This is a genomic window from Pseudomonas sp. SWI44 (assembly GCF_002947915.1).
Taxonomy (GTDB): Bacteria; Pseudomonadota; Gammaproteobacteria; order Pseudomonadales; family Pseudomonadaceae; genus Aquipseudomonas; species Aquipseudomonas taiwanensis.
In genome coordinates this window covers 2,186,820-2,204,581 of record NZ_CP026674.1, presented here as the reverse complement: position 1 = coordinate 2,204,581, position 17,762 = coordinate 2,186,820, and the positions used below count along the sequence as shown (strand labels likewise).

Below are 17,762 nucleotides of genomic sequence, written 5' to 3'. Positions count from 1 at the left end.
GTTCGACCAGAGCTCATAAACCCGCCGGGGATGACTGGCGATGAATAGGTCGATTCTACACCGCTGGCGCCGCGAGGGAATGGCGATGTGTCTGGGCGGTGACTTTGACCGAATGGCCGGTCGTTTGTAGGACCGTTCTGAAATGCCTCCGGAGGGGCTGACACACCCAGCCTGGCTACCTATGATCCGCCGCGCCGCATGTGCGGCTTCACGAGAAATGACCTCAATGGACCTTCCCAGTTTCAGTTCGTACAGAACCTGCAAATTGGCACTGAGCGCGCCGTCGCCAGGGCTGCCGAGGGCTTGAGTCCGTATGACTGAGGTCTGCGGGCGCCTGGCGCGGCGTCTGGAGAACCTCATGCAACATCCAATCGATAACGACACCCTGCACCTGGACACCCGTGCAGCCCTCGAAGCAGAGCGGCGCGAAGCGACCGAAGACATTCACAAAGGCGCGTCGATCACCAATCATGTCGGCAACCTGCGGGATGCAACCCTTGGGCTGCTCTACCGCAAGCGCGTGCTATGGCTGGTGGTGCTGGTTTTCGGAAACCTGTTTTCCGGGGCTGGCATCGCGGCCTTTGAAGAAACCATCGCTGCCAACATCGCCCTGGTGTTCTTCCTACCCCTGCTTGTGGACAGCGGCGGTAATGCGGGGGCCCAGTCTGCAACGCTGATAGTGCGGGGGCTGGCGACCGGCGAAGTGGTCATGCGCGACTGGTGGCGGATGCTGGTCCGTGAGCTTGGTGTCGCTTTGGCACTTGGATGCACCATGGCATTGGCGGTGGCGTCGTTGGGCTTGTTGCGCGGCGGGCCGCTGATTGCCCTGGTGGTGGCCAGCAGCATGGTCGTGATCGTGCTGGTCGGTAGTCTGATCGGTATGAGCTTGCCGTTCCTGCTCAGCCGCTTCAGGCTCGACCCGGCCACAGCGAGTGGGCCGCTCATCACATCAATTGCCGATGCGGTGGGGGTGATGGTGTATTTCGGGGTTGCTTCGTTCGTTCTGGGCGTCTGAGACGCAGCGACCGATTCTTGAAAGGTCACCCATGGGCCAGTTCGAGAGCTGGCCCATGGGTGACCTTGGTTCTTTCAGGCTTTCATCAGCTGTTGGGCAGCAACCGGCACGTAATGCTCTTGATATAGCGGGTTTCGGCAATGGCCGGATGCACCGGGTGGTCCGGGCCTTGGCCGCCGCGTTCGAGCAGCTGCATGTTGCGGTCCAGGTGGCGGGCGCTGGTCAGCAGGATGTTGTGCAGGTCGTCCTCAGGCAGGTGCATCGAGCAGGAGGCGCTGACCAGGATGCCGTCCTTGGTCAGCATGCGCATGGCCTGTTCATTCAGGCGGCGGTAGGCCGCTTCGCCGTTTTTCAGGTCCTTCTTGCGCTTGATGAACGCGGGTGGGTCGGCAATGATCACGTCGAAGCGTTCTTCGGCGGCCTTGAGCTCACGCAATGCCTCGAAGACATCGCCTTCGATGCAGGTGAGTTTTTCGCTGATACCGTTGAGCGCGGCATTGCGCTCCACGCCATCCAGGGCGAAGCCCGAAGCATCGACGCAGAACACTTCGCTGGCGCCGAAAGCGCCGGCTTGCACACCCCAGCCTCCGATGTAGCTGAACAGGTCGAGCACGCGCTTGCCCTTCACGTAGGGGGCCAGGCGTGCACGGTTCATGCGATGGTCGTAGAACCAGCCGGTCTTCTGGCCTTCACGTACCGGGGCCTCGAACTTCACGCCGTTTTCTTCCAGCGGCACCCAGTCCGGAACTTCGCCGTAGACGGTCTCGACGTAGCGCTGCAGGCCTTCTGCATCACGCGCGGCGGAATCGTTCTTGAACAGGATGCCGCTGGGCTTGAGCACCTGGACCAGTGCCGCGATGACGTCATCCTTGTGCAGTTCCATGGTGGCCGACGCCAGCTGAACCACAAGGATGTCGAAGAAGCGGTCGACCACCAGGCCTGGCAGCATGTCGGAATCGCCATAGACCAGGCGGTAGCACGGTTGCTCGAACAGGCGCTCGCGCAACGACAGGGCGATGTTCAGGCGATGCACCAGCAACGACTTGTCCAGCGGCAGCTTGGCATCGCGCGACAGCAGGCGGGCGCAGATCAGGTTGTTGGGGCTTAGCGCGACGATGCCCAGCGGTTTGCCGTTGGCTGCCTCGAGGACGGCCTGCTGTCCGGCCTGCAAGCCTTGCAGCGGGGTCGCATTGACGTCGACTTCGTTGCTGTAGACCCACAGGTGGCCGGCGCGCAGGCGGCGGTCGGCATTGGCTTTGAGGCGAAGGCTGGGCAGGGACATGACGTCGCTCCGGGAAAAAAGAGCGGGATTATATCCTTTTGCTACGGGATCCGGGGCCAGGCGCGACAAAGTGGCGGCTGTACCGACAGGAATACGCGGCGCCGGCACGGTTCATCTGGGTTAGAATCCCCTCGACCTTCACGAGTGTGCACGTATGTCCCAAGAACTCAGCGCCGAGCAGATCCAGCAAGCCTTGCAAGGCATCACCATTCCGCCGCAACCGCAGATCATGGTCGATTTGCAGTTCGAGCAGTACATGCCTGACCCGGACCTGGAAACCATCGCCAAGCTGATTTCCCAGGACCCAGGCCTTTCGGGCGCCTTGCTCAAACTGGTGAACTCCCCGCAGTTCGGCCTCTCCAACAAGATTGGCTCGATCCAACGTGCGGTGAACCTGCTGGGCAGCCGCTCGATCATCAACCTGATCAACGCCCAGTCGATCAAGGGTGAAATGAGCGACGAAACCATCGTCACCTTGAACCGCTTCTGGGACACCGCCCAGGATGTGGCCATGACCTGCCTGACGCTGGCCAAGCGTACCGGTATCCAGGCCGTGGACGAGGCCTACACGCTCGGGCTGTTCCACGATTGCGGCGTACCGCTGATGCTCAAGCGCTTCCCCAACTACATGGATGTGCTTGAAGAGGCCTACGCCCAAGCCGGTGAAGAAACCCGCGTGGTCGATACCGAAAACCGGGCCTTCAACACCAACCACTCGGTGGTCGGCTACTTCACCGCCAAGTCCTGGCGCCTGCCAGAGCACATCAGCGGGGCCATCGCCAACCACCACAACGCCTTGGCGGTGTTCCGCGACGAATCCTCGCGCAATGCCCAGACCCAGCTGAAGAACCTGCTCGCGGTGCTGAAGATGGCCGAGCATATCTGCGCCTCGTATCGCGTGCTGGGTAATCAGGCCGTCGACCATGAGTGGAATGCGCTCGGCCCGCTGGTCCTCGATTACATCGGGTTGTCGGAGTACGACTTCGAGAACCTCAAGCAGACCCTGCGCGAGTTGGGGCACTGATTCATGCCTGAGTTACCAGAAGTCGAGACAACCCGACGTGGCATCGAGCCCCATCTGGTTGGCCAGCGTGTCAGCCGGGTAGTCGTGCGTGATCGGCGGCTGCGCTGGCCAATCCCTGAGGATCTGGACATACGCCTTTCGGGCCAGCGCATCCTCAGCGTGGAGCGACGCGCCAAGTACCTGCTGATCAACGCAGAGGTTGGCACCTTGATCAGCCACCTTGGGATGTCGGGGAACTTGCGCCTGGTCGAATTGGGGGCGCCGGCGGCCAAGCATGAGCATGTCGACATCGAGCTGGAATCGGGGCTGATGCTGCGCTACACCGACCCGCGCCGCTTCGGCGCGATGCTCTGGAGCCTCGACCCGTTCAATCACGAATTGCTATTGCGCCTGGGGCCGGAGCCGCTGACCGACCTGTTCGATGGCGAGCGCCTGTTCCAGCTTTCCCGCGGGCGCTCGATGGCCGTGAAACCGTTCATCATGGACAACGCCGTGGTGGTAGGGGTGGGCAACATCTACGCCACCGAGGCGCTGTTCGCCGCCGGTATCGACCCACGCAGAGAGGCGGGCGGCATCTCGCGGGCCCGTTACTTGAAGCTGGCCATCGAGATCAAACGGGTGCTGGCCGCAGCCATCGAACAAGGTGGCACGACGCTGCGCGACTTCATCGGTGGCGACGGGCAGCCTGGGTACTTCCAGCAGGAGCTGTTCGTGTATGGCCGAGGCGAACTGCCGTGCAAGGTGTGCGGGACGACCTTGCGAGAGGTTAAGCTGGGACAGCGGGCCAGCGTGTACTGCCCGCGCTGCCAGCGCTGAATTCCAAGGCTAGATCGCCGGCAAGCCGGCGATGGCGGCATCACGCTTTACCGGTGATCCGCCGGTACTTGGCCATCAGCTCATCATGGGTTTCTGGATGGGCCTCATCCAGCGGAATGCAATCTACCGGGCAGACTTGCTGGCACTGCGGCTCGTCGTAGTGGCCGACGCACTGGGTGCACAGATTGGGGTCGATCACGTAGATCTCTTCGCCTTGGGAGATTGCCTCGTTCGGGCACTCGGGTTCGCAGACGTCGCAGTTGATGCAATCGTCGGTGATGATCAGGGACATTGGGACTCCGGCCGGGGCTCACAGCCCGGGCATGTTCAACGCGGTAGGCACAATTGTGCCGCATTCGCGCCCGCAGTGCACGCGGGCGCGATGGTCAGGCGATGAGGGTTACTTCTTGAAGCGTTCGGTCAGGGCGTCGGCCACCGCTGGGTGGACGAACTTGCTGATGTCCCCGCCCAGCGCTGCGATCTCCCGGACCAGCGTCGAAGAGATGAACGAATAACGCTCCGATGGCGTCAGGAACAGGCTCTCGACATCGGGTGCCAGTTGCCGGTTCATGTTCGCCAGCTGGAACTCGTATTCGAAGTCGGACACTGCACGCAGGCCACGCAGGAAGACGTTGGCGTTCTGTTCCTTGGCAAAATGCGCCAACAGGGTGGAGAAGCCGATGACTTCGACATTGGGCAGGTGCTTGGTGACCTCACGGGCCAGCTCTACCCGTTGTTCCAGTGGGAACAGGGGGTTTTTCTTGGGGCTGGCCGCCACCGCGATGATCACATGGTCGAACAGGCGCGAAGCGCGTTCGACCAGGTCGCCATGGCCCTTGGTAATGGGGTCGAAAGTACCCGGGTACAACACTCGGTTCATCGCGTCATCCTGGCTGGAGTGCGTTGGGGAGTCGGATGGTAGCGCAGCGACTGCGCCCGGCCAAGTCGCGCGGCCGGAAGTTGGCACTATAGACAGAGGGGGCGCAGGTTGTCATGCGCCCTGTGCCAGCCGGGTAATCAGGGCATCGGTGAGCTTGGCGCTAAGGGCGTAGACCGATAGCTGCGGGTTGGCACCGATGCTGGTGGGAAACAGTGAACCGTCGTGAATCGACAGGTTTTCCAGCTGGTGATGTCGGCCCAGGCTGTCGCACACCGCTTGGCGCGGGTCCTCGCCCAGCGCGCAGCCGCCCATGACGTGGGCGCTGCCAAGGCGGGTACGGAAAAGCTCCAGGCGCAGGCCATCGATCAGGGTCAGGGCCTGTTGCAGGTTGTCGACATAGCGGGCATCGCTATGTACGGGGGCTACCTGTCTCGCTCCAGCGGCGAACTGGATCTGCGCCATGCTTCGATAGGCCCGCCGCAGGCCGTCGCGCAGGTAGTCGGTGACGGGGTAGTCGAGCACAGGCGAGCCGTCGCCCCGCAGTTCCACTTCTCCCCCTTGGCTCTGCGGATGAAAACCGTCACGCAGCAACGCCAGCATGACATGGGTGTGGGGCAGGTCAGCCATGCGCTGGGCGTTCTCGGCGCCATACCCGCCCAGCAAGGTGCTGGCCAGGGCCGGGTGCAACGGTGGTACCTCCAGTTTGTAGCCCACAGGGCCGTCGGTACCGTCCTGCCACTGGAAGTGGTCGCTATAGATGGATTGCGGGGCGCCGTAATAAGGGTCGATGCGCGCGTCGAAGCGTGCTGCGCTGAAGTTCACCAAGTGCAGGAAGGTGCGTTTGCCCAGGCGCTTGTGCGGGTCGGGGGCTTGCGAGCGCAGCAGCAGGGCGGGGCTGTTGATGCCGCCGCCGGCGAGAACGAAGTGTCGGGCACGAACCGTGATCTGCCGGCCGTTGGGGTGCACTCCCTGAGCGTCGAGCGCCTGGCAGTGCAGTTGCACGATGCGTTCTCCGTTGTGTTCCAAGCGCACGGCCCGCGCCAGGTAAAGCAGCTCGCCCCCGTTGTCGAGGGTGGCCGGGATATGGGTCACCAGCATCGACTGCTTGGCGTTGACCGGGCAGCCCATGCCGCAGTAACCCAGGTTCCAGCAGCCGCGCACGTTGCGTGGGATCACCGCCCAGCGGTAGCCCAGGCTTTCGCAGCCACGGCGCAAGACGTCATTGTTGGCATTCGGGGGCACGGCCCAGGGGGTGATTCCCAGTTGTTGCTCCACACGCTCGAACCACGGCTTCAGCACGTCCTCGGCCAGCCCTTTCACGGCATGTTCCCTGGCCCAGTGCGCCAGGGTCTGGGGCGGCGTACGGAAGCTGGAAGTCCAGTTGACCAGCGTGGTACCGCCCACTGCACGGCCTTGGAGGATAGTGATGGCGCCATCCTTGCTCATTCGCCCCAACCCTTCCTGATACAGACTGGCGTAGGCCTCATCCTCCAGCAGGTGGAAGTCGCTGCTGGTCTTGAGCGGGCCTTCTTCGATCAGCAGTACCTTGAATCCGGCTTCGGCGAGCATGTGCGCGCTGGTAGCGCCGCCCGCGCCGCTGCCGACGATGGCGATATCGGCCTGCAGGCTCAGGTCGTGCTCCAGACGCGAGCCGTCGTGGGTGATCCAGCCGCGTTCGAGGCCTTGACGAAACGGGTCGATGACAGGCATTGGCGATGCTCTTGTTGGGGGGTCAAATGTTCGGGGGGCCTGGGTAGCCGCACGCGGCCCAGGCTTCGGGCCGTTCGTACCAGGCCATCAGCAGCAGTTGCAGCAAGGATGAGTGGCCCATGCGTAGCAGGTTCAGCGAACTGTCCTGCCAGCGTTGCAGAAAGGCATTCACCTGCTGGGCGTCGGCCTGTTCCCAGCTACCCCAGATGCCTGTCAGTGGGCCGCGGGTGAGGGGCAGGCTCAGCACATCGAACAGCTGCCGGGTGAGCTTGAGCATCTCTGGCGACAATGCCGCCAACGTGTGATCGAGGCTGTGCAGCACCAGCTCCCGTGACGCTCGTGTACCCGCCAGCACCACGGGAATCAGGGCCTGAAGCACAGGCACATCGTCGTCTCGCAGCACCTGGAAGCCCGCCGCGGGCAATTGGGACGTGCAGCCAACCAGGCTGGTGGTGGCCAGAAACGCACTGGCGCCCAGGCTGAAACGCAGCAGATCGCGGCGATGCATGGGCGGCCCTCAGCGGATGAACAGCTTGTAGATCAAGCGCTGCACGGCTTTGCCATAGGGCGGGTAGATCAGTCGAGCCGTGTTCAGGCGCTGTTTGGCCAGCACTGCCTTGGCCTTGCTGAAGGTCTGAAACCCCTCCAAACCATGGTAGTGCCCCATCCCCGAGGGCCCGATACCGCCGAAGGGCAGGTCGTCCTGAGCGACATGCAGCAAGGTGTCGTTCAGGCACACGCCGCCCGAGTGGCTATGGCGCAGGACGTGCTCCTGTTCGCCGCGCTCGTAACCGAAGTAGTAAAGCGACAGCGGGCGCGGGCGCTGGTTGATGTAGCTGAGGGCGTCGTCGAGGGTGTCATAGGGCACCATAGGTAGCAGCGGGCCGAAGATTTCGTCCTGCATCACGATCATGTCGTCGTTCACACCCAGCAACAGGTGCGGCGGCAGGCGTCGGCCCTGCCGGGTTTCGTCCGGATACAGGTCGATGACCTGTGCCCCTTTGTGCCGGGCATCGTCCAGCAGGCCTTGCAGGCGTTGCAGTTGTCGCGGGTTGATGATTGCGCTGTAGTCGCGGTTGTCGGCAATCGTGGGATAGAAGCGTCGAACGGCGCGGCGGTAGGCATCGCTGAAGCCATCGAGCCGATCACGGGGCACAAGGACGTAATCAGGGGCGACGCAGGTCTGGCCAGCATTGAGGGTCTTGCCGAAGGCGATACGCTCGGCAGCGTCATCCAGCGGGACCGTGGCCGAGACGATGGCCGGTGATTTGCCGCCCAACTCAAGCGTTACCGGCGTCAGGTTGTGGGCCGCGGCCAGCATCACCTGTCGACCGATGCTGGTGGCACCGGTGAACAGCAGATGGTCGAACGGCAGGCGGGCAAAAGCCTGGGCGACCTCGACCTCTCCCAGTACCACGCTGACCAGGTCGCTGGGGAACACCCGTTCCAGCGTTGTCTTGAGGGCCAGTGCGCTGGCGGGTGTAGCCTCGCTGAGCTTGAGCATGACGCGGTTGCCCGCTGCCAGGGCGCAGGTGAGCGGCCCGATGGCAAGGAACAATGGGTAGTTCCACGGCACGATCACGCCCACTACGCCCAACGGCTGGTACAACACCTGGGCCTTGGCGGGCTGGAAGGCGAGTCCAACCTTTCGGCGGCTTGGGCGCATCCAGCCGTGCAGGTGACGCTCGGCATGGCGCAGGCCCTGTACCGAGGGCAGCAGTTCCGCCAGCAGCGTTTCATCGGCACTACGGCCGTCGAAGTCGGTGTCGATCGCCGCGACCAACCGGTCCTGGTCCGCCAGCAGAGCCTCGCGCAGGCTCTTGAGCCACTGTCGTCGCTGGGCCTCAGGGGGCATGGGGTTGCCGGCGAATGCCTGGCGCTGGGCGGCGAACGTCGCCGCCAGGTCGGTGTCGGAATTCACGGGAGGCAAGGCGATGGACGAGGACATTTCGGCTCCGGCGAGGCTGAGAGTCTCTAGAGCCTATACTCTAATTCGTACGGTGGTACGAAAATTTCAAGCGGTGATCCGCTGCAATACACCGTAATATGCCCATCAATGGAAGCCCGCAGACTGGGAGCTGAGCATGGCCCCGCGCATAAAGACCCGAGAGCGCATCGTGCAGAGCAGCCTGGAGCTGTTCAACCAGCAGGGCGAGCGCAGCGTCAGCACCAATCACATTGCTGCATTCATGGAGATTTCGCCCGGAAACCTCTATTACCACTTCCCCAACAAGCAGGCGATCATCGCCCTGTTGTTCAGCCAGTACGAAGCGCTGGTGGACAGTTTCCTACGCCCACCCCAAGGCCGTGCGGCGACGGTGGAAGACAAGCGTTTCTATCTCAAGGCATTGCTGGCGGCGATGTGGAACTACCGATTCCTACACCGCGACCTGGAGCACCTGCTCGACAGCGACCCGGAGTTAGCCGCCCGTTACAGGCGTTTTTCCGAGCGCTGCCTGCGCCAGGGCCAGGCGATATACAGGGGCTTCGTCGATGCCGGGATCCTGACCATGGAATCGGCGCAGATCGAGTCGCTCACCATCAACGCCTGGATTGTGCTGACTTCCTGGGTGCGCTTTCTCAGCACCACTCGTGAACATTCCGCGCACCTGGGTGAAGAAGCATTCAAACGAGGTGTCTATCAGGTACTGGTGCTGGAGCTGGGGTTCGTGACCCGCGAGGCGCGCAGTGCCGTGGATGCGCTGTGCCAGGAATTCCATGTACCGTTCAACCAGGCCCTGGAGCCATGAACCAGGGCTTATCTGCCATTGTTCAGGAGACTGTCATGCCCTTAGCGCAATTGATCACCCCGCAGCAGCTGGCCGAGCGTCTGGACTCGCCCACGTTGGTGGTCCTCGATTGTCGTTTTGCCTTGGAAGATGTCGATTACGGCCAGCGCAGCTATGCCGGAGGTCATATCGCCGGGGCGCATTTCGCCGATCTGGAGCGCGATCTCAGTGGTCCGGTGACCAAGGGCAAGACGGGCCGTCATCCCTTGCCTGAGCCGCGCCGCCTGGTAGAGCGGCTGCGTGAATGGGGGGTGGACAATGACAGTGAAGTGGTGCTGTACGACGATGGACCGGGTGCGTTTGCCGCGCGTGCCTGGTGGCTGCTGGCTTGGCTGGGCAAGCGCGATGGCGTGTTCATCCTCGACGGTGGGCTCAAAGCGTGGCACGCCGCGCACCTGCCATTGAGCCTGGATCCTCCGCCCAAGCGCCAAGGGACCTTCACCGGCGAGCCGGACATGAAGTTGCTGATCGACGCCGGGCATCTGGCCAAGCGCTTGGGGAGCCCGGACCTGACCCTGCTGGATGCCCGGGCCTTGCCACGTTTTCGTGGTGAGGTGGAGCCGATCGACCCCGTCGCGGGGCACATTCCAGGGGCGCAATGTGCGGCCTTTACCGACAACCTGGGGGCGGATGGACGATTCTTGCCGGCAGAGCAGCTCAAGCAGCGCTATGCCGAGAAACTGGCGGGGCGTGAACCTGATCAGCTGGTGGCTTACTGCGGGTCGGGCGTAACGGCGTGCCACAACCTGTTCGCGCTGGCGTTGGCGGGGTATCCGTTGGGACGGTTGTATGCGGGGTCTTGGAGCGAATGGATCAATGACCCCGAACATGGCGTCGCTACAGGGGAGTGAGTCATCGGTTGCCGGGACTGTCGCCGGCAATGGCGCTACAGGCCTTCGACCAGCCACTGCGGAATCCGGCGCTCAAGGTAGTAACCCGGATTTCGCAGGCTGCCGTCGACGAACCCCACGTGCCCGCCACGGTGGTGTAACTCGAAGTGCGTTTGTGGCGCGAGTTCTTCGAGCCCAGGCAGGCTGTGGCTGGACACGAATGGGTCGTCGCTTGAGTGGATGATCAGCGTCGGAGTCCGGTTGGCGCCCAGAAAGTAGCGGCTCGATGAGCGCCGATAGTAATCGTGTGCGTCCTTGAACCCGTTCAGCGGCGCGGTAACCTTGCCGTCAAAGTCCCAGAAAGTGCGCAGGTTGCGCAGCGGTCCGAGCCGCGCCAACGCCTCAAGCCCTTCATCATGGCCACGGTCGCGGAAGTGTTTCTGCTTTTGCAGCACATAGGCGAGCATTTCCCGCATGAAATGTGCCTGGTAGACCTTCGAGAAGCCCTGCCCGATGCGGTCGGCGCACTGGTCCAGGCGAAACGGCACCGACACTGCCACCGCCGCCTCCAGCCCGCTGGCTGCGCCACTTTCGCCCAGGTACTTGAGCAATACATTGCCGCCGAGCGAATAGCCCACTGCGAACAGCGGCGAAAGCGGACGCTGGGCCCGCAGGTGGGCGACGATCTCGGCAAGGTCTTCACTGGCGCCTGAATGGTAGCTGCGCGGCAACAGGTTCGGCTCGCCCGAACAGCCTCGCCAGTTCACCGCCACGCTGGCCCAGCCACGCGCTTGCAGGGCACCCTGCAAGCCTTTGACATAGGGTGAGTGGGAGGACCCGGTCAGTCCATGCAGTACCAGTACCAGGGGGGCATCCGGCTGGTGCGGTCCATGCCAGTCAAGATCGATGAAGTCGCCGTCGGCCAGCCACAAGCGTTCACGGTCGCGTGGGAGCTCGGGCAGCTTGCGCCAAAGCGGCCCCCACAACGTCTGCAAATGAGGGTTGGACAGGCCGGCGGCCGGGCGGAAAGTGACGTTGAGGCTTGGCATGCTGGGCGGCTCGTGATGTGCCCACCTAGATTGCCATGAAACACCGCCACTGTATCTGCACTATTGGTCGGTGGACGGAAGATCGGGCAAGGGGCGTTGATCGGCGGTGGGGCCGACACTCACGAACACCCGGCGCGACCATTCGAGCCGGGTTTGCAACACCGCTCGAACCGCTTCCGGGGTCACTGCCTGCAGCTGCTCGATATAGAGGTTGGTGTGGTTGGCGGGCTGACCGTGTCGGGCTGCCCCGGCCAGGAGCGCGGCCAGTGTCTGGTTACCTGCCACGGCGCTCATGAACCGGCCGGCCAACTGATTTCTGGCTAGTTCGAGCTCCGCAGCGGTCGGCCCTTGAGCAATGAACGTTTCCAAGAGTTCTGCGACAAGTGACTGGGAGGCAGTGATGTAGGCCGAGGCGATTTCCCACTCGATGTTCAGCAATCCACCTGCTTCATGCGGCGTCAGCCGGCTGCTTGCGCCATAGGTCAGGCCACGTTTCAGGCGCAGTTCCCGGAGCAGCCTGGAATCCACCCCAGCCCCCAGCACTTCGCTTGCCAGTACAAGGGCCGGATAATCAGGGTCGTCTGGTCGAACGCTCATTGGGATGGCCAGCACCATCGCATTGCTGGCCCCCGCCAGCTCGACGTGTATCGTCTTGCTCGCAACCTGCGGCACCTCGGGAAGCTGAGCGGCTGCCCAGCCCTGAGGCAGTGCCTGGGTGATGCGCTGGACGATGGCTTCTGCTTGCTCACGGGTCAGGTCACCGACCATGGCGACACAGAGATTGTTGGCGCTGTAGGCGCGTCGATGAAAAGCCACCAGCTGATCGACAGTCGTCGTTTCGATGCCTTCTGGCGTAGTGCCCAGGGGATTGCCATAGGGGTGCCCGGCGAATAGATAGCGGTTGGCTTCCAATCGGGTGCGTAGCTGCGGCGTGGTGTGGCGCGATGCCTGGTAGGGAAGCAATTGCCCTTTCATTTTTGCTAACTCCGCAGAGGCGAAGGCGGGACTGGCGACCAGGGAGGTGAACAGTTCGATTGCCGGGTCGAGGACCTGCTCGGCGGTCAGGCAGCGCAGGGATACGCTCGAATGTTCGAGGCGGATGCTTGTCTTGACTTGCGCGCCCAGGCGCTCGATCTGGCTGGCGTACTGCGTGGCATCCAGCGCGGTGGTTCCCTTGTCGAGCATGTGCAGCGTCAAGGCGGCAACACCTGAAGTATCTCCATCGAGCGAGGTGCCTGCGTTGAAGTAGAGCATGAGGTCGACCATGGGCAGTTCAGGGCGGCGCACGAACCGTACTTGGGTGCCACTCTGCGTCCGCCAGGCTTGGACCTGGATGCGAATATCATCGAAATGGCTGAAATCCCGCCCTTGCACCGATTGCAGCGCAGTTGCATTCGAGTCGTTCATGGGCGTTCTTCCTCTTTCATGTAAGTAACGGTCAGCCGTTCATGGCTCAGGTAGCGATGGGCCACAGCTCGTACGTCTTCCGCAGTGACGCTTTGCAGAATCTCGGCCTCCCGGTCGAGCGAATGCGGATCGAGGCCGCTGGCGGCCATCTGGCCAATCGCACCGGCTTGCTCGCCGATGTCGTCACGGCCGAAGACGGTGTTCGCCAGCAGCCTTGCCTTTGCCCTCGAGATCTCCCGTGCCGTCGCGGGTGTTTGCCTGAGCAGCTCGATCTGCGCCCAGACGTGCTCCATCGCCTGTTCCGGCGAGGCCTGTTGCGGATTGTTGAAGAAGTAGAACGTGAGCAGGCTGTCACCTCGCAGCACATGCAAGTACTGCGAGCCCTTCGCATGCAGAATGTCGCGTTCGCGCATCAGACGTTGAACAAGGCGCGCGCCTCTGCCCTCGGTGAGCAGTTCGGGAATCAGCCGCAGGGCCAAGGCTTCGAGGTCGGAAGCGGCGGTCGACTGGCTCGGCACATTGAACGCCATGATCAGACCTTCACGCAGGCGAGGCAGGGTGATGGTCTGTGTGCGATGAACGGATGCGGTGGCTGGCTTCGGTCGTGCCTTGCTGGGCAGGCGGTTGGCGGGAATTGCACCGAAATAGTGCTCGACCCACCCGCGTAACCGATCCGATGTCGTGTCGCCGACGACCACCAGCGTTGCGTTGTTTGGGTGATACCAGCTCTGGTACCAGGTTCGGACAGCATCAGCGGTCATGTCGGCCAAATCCGGGGCGCGGCCGATGATGGGCGTGGCGTAAGGACCGCCCTGCAGCGCCAGTGTGTCGGCTTGCTCCAGAGCCTGAGCGAGGGGGCTGTTGTCCACTCGGGTGCGGCGCTCCGCCTTGACCACTTCGAGCTCGCGGTCGAAGGCCGCTGGTTCGAGCGTGGCGCTGGCCATGGAGTCCGCCATGGCCTCCAGAACGACTTCCAGGCGATTGCTGGGCAGGGTGACGGGAAAGTAGGTGGCGTCGTGCGTGGTGGCGGCGTTCGGTGACCCGCCGAGCGTGCTGATCAGCTTCGAGTATTGGCCGCCAGCAAGCTTGCTGCTGCCTTCGAACATCAAGTGTTCCAGTAGGTGAGACAGCCCGGAATGACCTGGCGGCTCGTAGCTGGCACCCACGTGGTACCAAAGCTGGGCGCTAACCAAGGGGGCACGGTGGTCCTCACGCAGATAGACCACCAGTCCGTTGGCTAGGACGAAATGCTGCAGCGGTGGCGCGCTGGTGGCAGCGGTGGATGTCAGAGTGGCCATGACCGAGTTGCTCCTGTGTGAAAGTCGAAACAGGAGCAGCTTGTTTGAATGGGGAGGCCCGTCTGCGTTACTTACTTATGGCGACGGGCCACAGGCCTCAGCCTCGCTGCCATAGGGCGTAATGCACCTGGCCGGTTTTCTTCTCTCGGTGCAAGCGCCAGTTGGCAGGCAATTGCAGGGTCGACGGGGCAGCTTCGCTCTCGGTATAGATCCACGCCTGTTCGCGCAGCCAGTTACCTTGTTCCAGCAGATTGCAGGCGTTTGCCAGCAGGTCCTGGTGGAAGGGTGGGTCGAGAAACACCACATCGAACTGCTGCTTGGTCGGGCCTTGCAGGTAGCGCAGGGCGTCGGTCTGCAGGATCTGCCCGCGTGGGCAGCGCAGGATCTCCAGGTTGTTCTTCAGATTGCTGATGGCTGCCGGGTTGCTGTCCAGTGCCACGGCATCCTCCGCGCCACGGGACAAGGCTTCCAGTACCAAGGCGCCACTGCCGGTGAAGGCATCCAGCACCCGGGCGCCTTCGATGTAGGGCGCCAGCCAGTTGAACAGGGTTTCACGTACCCGGTCGGTGGTGGGGCGCAGGCCATCGCCTTCAGGTACCGCCAGGCGCCGGCTGCGCCACTCGCCGGCGATGATGCGCAGGTAGCCCTGGCCCTTGCTTTGGCCCTGGTTGGGGCGGGCGGGTGGGGTGGGTCTTGGCATTAATGCTCCGGTACGCCGAGCGGTGGCTCGGCGGGTTTATCAGTGGGGGCCGGCAGCGGCTTCTGCGCCACTTTCGGGCCAGCGGTGACGATGACCAATTTGTCGGCCGACAGGTGTTTGTTCATGGCCGCCTTGACCTGCTCGACGGTCAGGGCCTGGGACTGCTGCATGAAGTCCTCCAGCCAAGTCAGGGGCAAGTTGTAGAAACCGATAGCACCCAACTGGCCAACGATGCTCGCGTTGCTGGCGTTGGACAGTGGGAAACTGCCGGCCAGTTCGCGCTTGGCGTCATCCAGTTCCTGCTGCGTCGGACCGTTTTTCAGGTATTCGGCAAGGATGTCCTGGACCAGCTTGAGGGTGCCCTCGCTGAGTTCGGCGCGGGTTTGCAGGTTGATCATGAAGGGGCCGCGTACCTGCATTGGGCTGAACACGGAGTAGACCCCGTAGGTCAGGCCGCGCTTCTCGCGCACTTCGCTCATCAACCGGGTGCCGAAGGCCCCTCCGCCGAGGATCTGGTTGCCCAACGAAAGGGCTGGCCAGTCCGGGTCCTGACGGTCGATGCCCAGTTCGGCCAGCATCAGGTGAGTCTGCTTGGATGGGAAGTCGATATGGGTCAACCCAGCCTTGGGCTCCGCAGGCTCGGCGGGTTTCGCCAGCGCGGGGCCCTTGGGCAGGGCCGAGGACACTTGTTCGGCGATGGCTTCGGCCTCGCTGCGGCTGAGGTCACCAACCAGGGCTATGACCGCGTTACCGGCGGTATAGGCCTTGGCATGGAAGGCGCGAAGCTGTTCCAGCGTGATACCGGGCACACTCTGTGCCGTACCGTCGCTGGGGTGAGCATACGGGTGGTCACCATAGAGCTTGGCGAACAGGGCCTTGCCGGCGATCTTGCCAGGGTTCTGCTTTTCGTACTCGAAACCGGCCAGCAGCTGGTTCTTGATGCGCTTGAGAGCCTCTTCGGGGAAGGTCGGCTTGCCCGCCACTTCGGCGAACAGCTTGAGTGCAGGGTCACGCTTGTCCTTGGCACTCAGGCTGCGCAGCGAGGCCACTGCCATGTCGCGGTAGGAACCATTGCCAAAGTCCGCGCCCAGTCCCTCGAAGCCTTCGGCGATGGCGGTCACGTCCTTGCCGGCCACGCCTTCGTTGAGCATGGCGTTGGTCAGGGCGGCCAGGCCAGGGGTGTCGCCATCCTGGCTGCTGCCGGCGGCGAAGGTCACGCGCAGGTCGAACATGGGCAGCTCGCGGGCTTCGACGAACAGCACGCGGGCGCCTTCGGCGGTGGTCCAGTTCTGGATGTTCAGCTGACGCCGGCTTGGCGCCTTGCCGTCCAGATCGGCCAGCGATTGCAGGGTGTTTGCAGGGCGCGCCGCAGGAGGCTCTGCCTCGGACTGGGCCGGGCGCGCCAGGACAGCGGCCACCGCCACTACCAAGGCAATGATGCCCGTACCGATCAGCGTGTAGCGTGGTGCGCTGCGATCACTCATGAGCGGACTCCTCAGGCAGTACGTGGGCAACGCTCAGGCGTTCGCGGGTGAAATAAGTGCGTGCGGCGTTCTGCAGGTCTTGCGGTGTCACGCGCTTGAGCTCGTCCAGTTCGCTGTCGATCAGCTTCCAGGACAAGCCAACGGTCTCCAGTTGACCAATGGTGGTGGCCTGGCTGCTGATGGAATCGCGGTCGTAGACCAGACCGGCGATGACCTGGGCACGTACGCGCTCCAACTCTTCGGCGCTGGGCGGAGTGGTCTTGAGCTCGTCGAGCAGTTGCCAGATGCCTTTTTCCACTTCTTCGAGCGTTTTCTGCTTCTGCACGTTCGGAGTAGCCGAGATCAGGAACAGGCTGTCGCCGCGTGTGAAGGCGTTGTAGCTGGACGACGCGCCGGCGACCAATTCCTGGCCACGCTCCAGGCGTGCCGGCATGCGCGCGCTGTAGCCGCCGTCGAGCAGGGCCGAGATCAGGCGCAGGGCATGTACGGTGCGCGGGTCCTTGGCGGTGGCCAATCCAGGCACGTTGAACCCGTAGATCAGGCTTGGCAGTTGGGTGCGTACGTGCAGGGTCAGCTGGCGGTAGCCTGGTTTGGCCAACTCCAGCGGCAGCTTGGCCGATGGCACGGTGCGCTTGGGGATGCTGCCGAAATACTTCTGTGCCAGGCCCTTGACCTCATCGGCGGTGACATCGCCCACCACTACCAGGGTGGCGTTGTTCGGGGCGTACCAGGATTCGTACCAATGGCGGAGCTCCTCGACCTTCATGCGTTCGAGGTCGGCCATCCAGCCGATGGTCGGGGTGTGATAGCCGCTGGCCGGATAGGCCATGGCGCGAAACAGCTCGAACGCCTTCGAACTAGGTTGATCGTCGGTGCGCAGGCGGCGTTCTTCCTTGATGACCTCGATTTCGCGTGCGAACTCGTCGGCGGGCAGGCGCAGACTGGCCAGGCGGTCGGCTTCCAGCTCCATGGCCACCGGCAGCCGATCGCGGGCAAGTACCTGGTAGTAGGCGGTGTAGTCGTCGCTGGTGAAGGCGTTTTCCTCGGCACCGAGGTCCCGCAGGATGCGCGAGGCCTCGCCGGGTCCGATCTTGGCGCTGCCTTTGAACATCATGTGTTCGAGGGCATGGGACAAGCCGGTCTGGCCCGGTGTCTCGTAGCTGGAGCCAACCTTGTACCAGATCTGCGAGACCACCACCGGGGCGCGATGGTCCTCGCGAACGACCACTTTCAGGCCGTTGTCGAGGATGAACTCGTGGGTGGGTTGCACATCGGCGGCCAGGGCCGCGAGGGGCAGGCAGAGCGTGCCGAGCAACAGGCCAGCGGCGCGGCGGGCTAGAGCATTCATACGGTGTTTAACCTGTTCGGCGGCCCGCTGGGTTTAGCGTCAGTAGGCCAGGAGGTGCTAGGATACTGATCCGGTTGCCTGGCGACCATGCCTGTCGCCGTTCTGGCCTGCAGGACCTACGACAAAACAT

General features: G+C 63.2%; 17 protein-coding genes. 5 read left to right on the top strand and 12 right to left on the bottom strand.

All coding sequences use genetic code 11. The annotated features are described in order from the left end of the window. The first annotated feature begins 313 nt into the window (after nucleotides 1-313). A complete protein-coding gene (locus C4Q26_RS10400) occupies nucleotides 314-1,015 on the top strand; it encodes a magnesium transporter (RefSeq protein ID WP_023378177.1) in 702 nt (233 codons plus the stop codon). An 85-nt stretch (nucleotides 1,016-1,100) separates the two neighbouring features. Here C4Q26_RS10400 and C4Q26_RS10395 read toward each other — a convergent pair whose 3' ends face one another. Beyond that, complete coding sequence (locus C4Q26_RS10395) at nucleotides 1,101-2,297, bottom strand: class I SAM-dependent rRNA methyltransferase (RefSeq protein ID WP_104883054.1); 1,197 nt, start codon at nucleotides 2,295-2,297, stop codon at nucleotides 1,101-1,103. 208 nt (nucleotides 2,298-2,505) lie between these two features. Between C4Q26_RS10395 and C4Q26_RS10390 the strand changes: the two genes are divergently transcribed. Next, a complete protein-coding gene (locus tag C4Q26_RS10390; protein ID WP_177325253.1) occupies nucleotides 2,506-3,321 on the top strand; it encodes an HDOD domain-containing protein in 816 nt (271 codons plus the stop codon). A 3-nt stretch (nucleotides 3,322-3,324) separates the two neighbouring features. Further along, nucleotides 3,325-4,137, top strand: coding sequence for a bifunctional DNA-formamidopyrimidine glycosylase/DNA-(apurinic or apyrimidinic site) lyase (gene mutM, locus C4Q26_RS10385; RefSeq protein ID WP_023378180.1), 813 nt, complete (start codon nucleotides 3,325-3,327; stop codon nucleotides 4,135-4,137). Between the two features lie 40 nt (nucleotides 4,138-4,177). Here mutM and C4Q26_RS10380 read toward each other — a convergent pair whose 3' ends face one another. From C4Q26_RS10380 to C4Q26_RS10360, 5 genes are all read right to left on the bottom strand, one after another. After that, nucleotides 4,178-4,429, bottom strand: a complete 252-nt coding sequence (locus C4Q26_RS10380; RefSeq protein WP_023378181.1) for a YfhL family 4Fe-4S dicluster ferredoxin — start codon at nucleotides 4,427-4,429, stop codon at nucleotides 4,178-4,180. Between the two features lie 108 nt (nucleotides 4,430-4,537). Next, on the bottom strand, nucleotides 4,538-5,017 hold the full coding sequence (gene coaD, locus C4Q26_RS10375; protein WP_023378182.1) for a pantetheine-phosphate adenylyltransferase: 480 nt from the start codon (nucleotides 5,015-5,017) through the stop codon (nucleotides 4,538-4,540). 111 nt (nucleotides 5,018-5,128) lie between these two features. After that, a complete protein-coding gene (locus C4Q26_RS10370) occupies nucleotides 5,129-6,727 on the bottom strand; it encodes a GMC family oxidoreductase (RefSeq protein WP_104883053.1) in 1,599 nt (532 codons plus the stop codon). Nucleotides 6,728-6,749: 22 nt separating this feature from the next. After that, entirely contained in the window at nucleotides 6,750-7,235 is a 486-nt protein-coding gene (locus tag C4Q26_RS10365) for a hypothetical protein (protein ID WP_023378184.1), read from the bottom strand. A gap of 9 nt (nucleotides 7,236-7,244) precedes the next feature. Then, nucleotides 7,245-8,675: a coniferyl aldehyde dehydrogenase gene (locus C4Q26_RS10360; protein ID WP_104883052.1), complete on the bottom strand. Its 1,431-nt coding sequence runs from the start codon at nucleotides 8,673-8,675 to the stop codon at nucleotides 7,245-7,247. Nucleotides 8,676-8,811: 136 nt separating this feature from the next. On the opposite strand from C4Q26_RS10360, the gene C4Q26_RS10355 reads away from it, so the two are divergent. Continuing rightward, nucleotides 8,812-9,477, top strand: a complete 666-nt coding sequence (locus C4Q26_RS10355; RefSeq protein ID WP_023378186.1) for a TetR/AcrR family transcriptional regulator — start codon at nucleotides 8,812-8,814, stop codon at nucleotides 9,475-9,477. 35 nt (nucleotides 9,478-9,512) lie between these two features. Further along, nucleotides 9,513-10,367, top strand: coding sequence for a sulfurtransferase (locus tag C4Q26_RS10350; protein ID WP_023378187.1), 855 nt, complete (start codon nucleotides 9,513-9,515; stop codon nucleotides 10,365-10,367). 35 nt (nucleotides 10,368-10,402) lie between these two features. Here C4Q26_RS10350 and C4Q26_RS10345 read toward each other — a convergent pair whose 3' ends face one another. The 6 genes from C4Q26_RS10345 to C4Q26_RS10320 form a co-directional block, all read right to left on the bottom strand. Next, nucleotides 10,403-11,395 (bottom strand): hydrolase, encoded by a 993-nt coding sequence (locus C4Q26_RS10345; protein WP_023378188.1) that lies wholly within the window; start codon nucleotides 11,393-11,395, stop codon nucleotides 10,403-10,405. A gap of 60 nt (nucleotides 11,396-11,455) precedes the next feature. Next, entirely contained in the window at nucleotides 11,456-12,661 is a 1,206-nt protein-coding gene (locus C4Q26_RS10340) for a pitrilysin family protein (protein ID WP_256583397.1), read from the bottom strand. A gap of 137 nt (nucleotides 12,662-12,798) precedes the next feature. Next, nucleotides 12,799-14,100: a pitrilysin family protein gene (locus C4Q26_RS10335; protein WP_023378190.1), complete on the bottom strand. Its 1,302-nt coding sequence runs from the start codon at nucleotides 14,098-14,100 to the stop codon at nucleotides 12,799-12,801. 97 nt (nucleotides 14,101-14,197) lie between these two features. Next, on the bottom strand, nucleotides 14,198-14,800 hold the full coding sequence (gene rsmD / locus C4Q26_RS10330; protein WP_023378191.1) for a 16S rRNA (guanine(966)-N(2))-methyltransferase RsmD: 603 nt from the start codon (nucleotides 14,798-14,800) through the stop codon (nucleotides 14,198-14,200). Continuing rightward, nucleotides 14,800-16,284 (bottom strand): pitrilysin family protein, encoded by a 1,485-nt coding sequence (locus C4Q26_RS10325; RefSeq protein WP_023378192.1) that lies wholly within the window; start codon nucleotides 16,282-16,284, stop codon nucleotides 14,800-14,802. The genes rsmD and C4Q26_RS10325 overlap by 1 nt, the downstream gene beginning before the upstream one ends. Continuing rightward, entirely contained in the window at nucleotides 16,277-17,632 is a 1,356-nt protein-coding gene (locus C4Q26_RS10320; protein WP_023378193.1) for a pitrilysin family protein, read from the bottom strand. The genes C4Q26_RS10325 and C4Q26_RS10320 overlap by 8 nt, the downstream gene beginning before the upstream one ends. Nucleotides 17,633-17,762 lie beyond the last annotated feature (130 nt).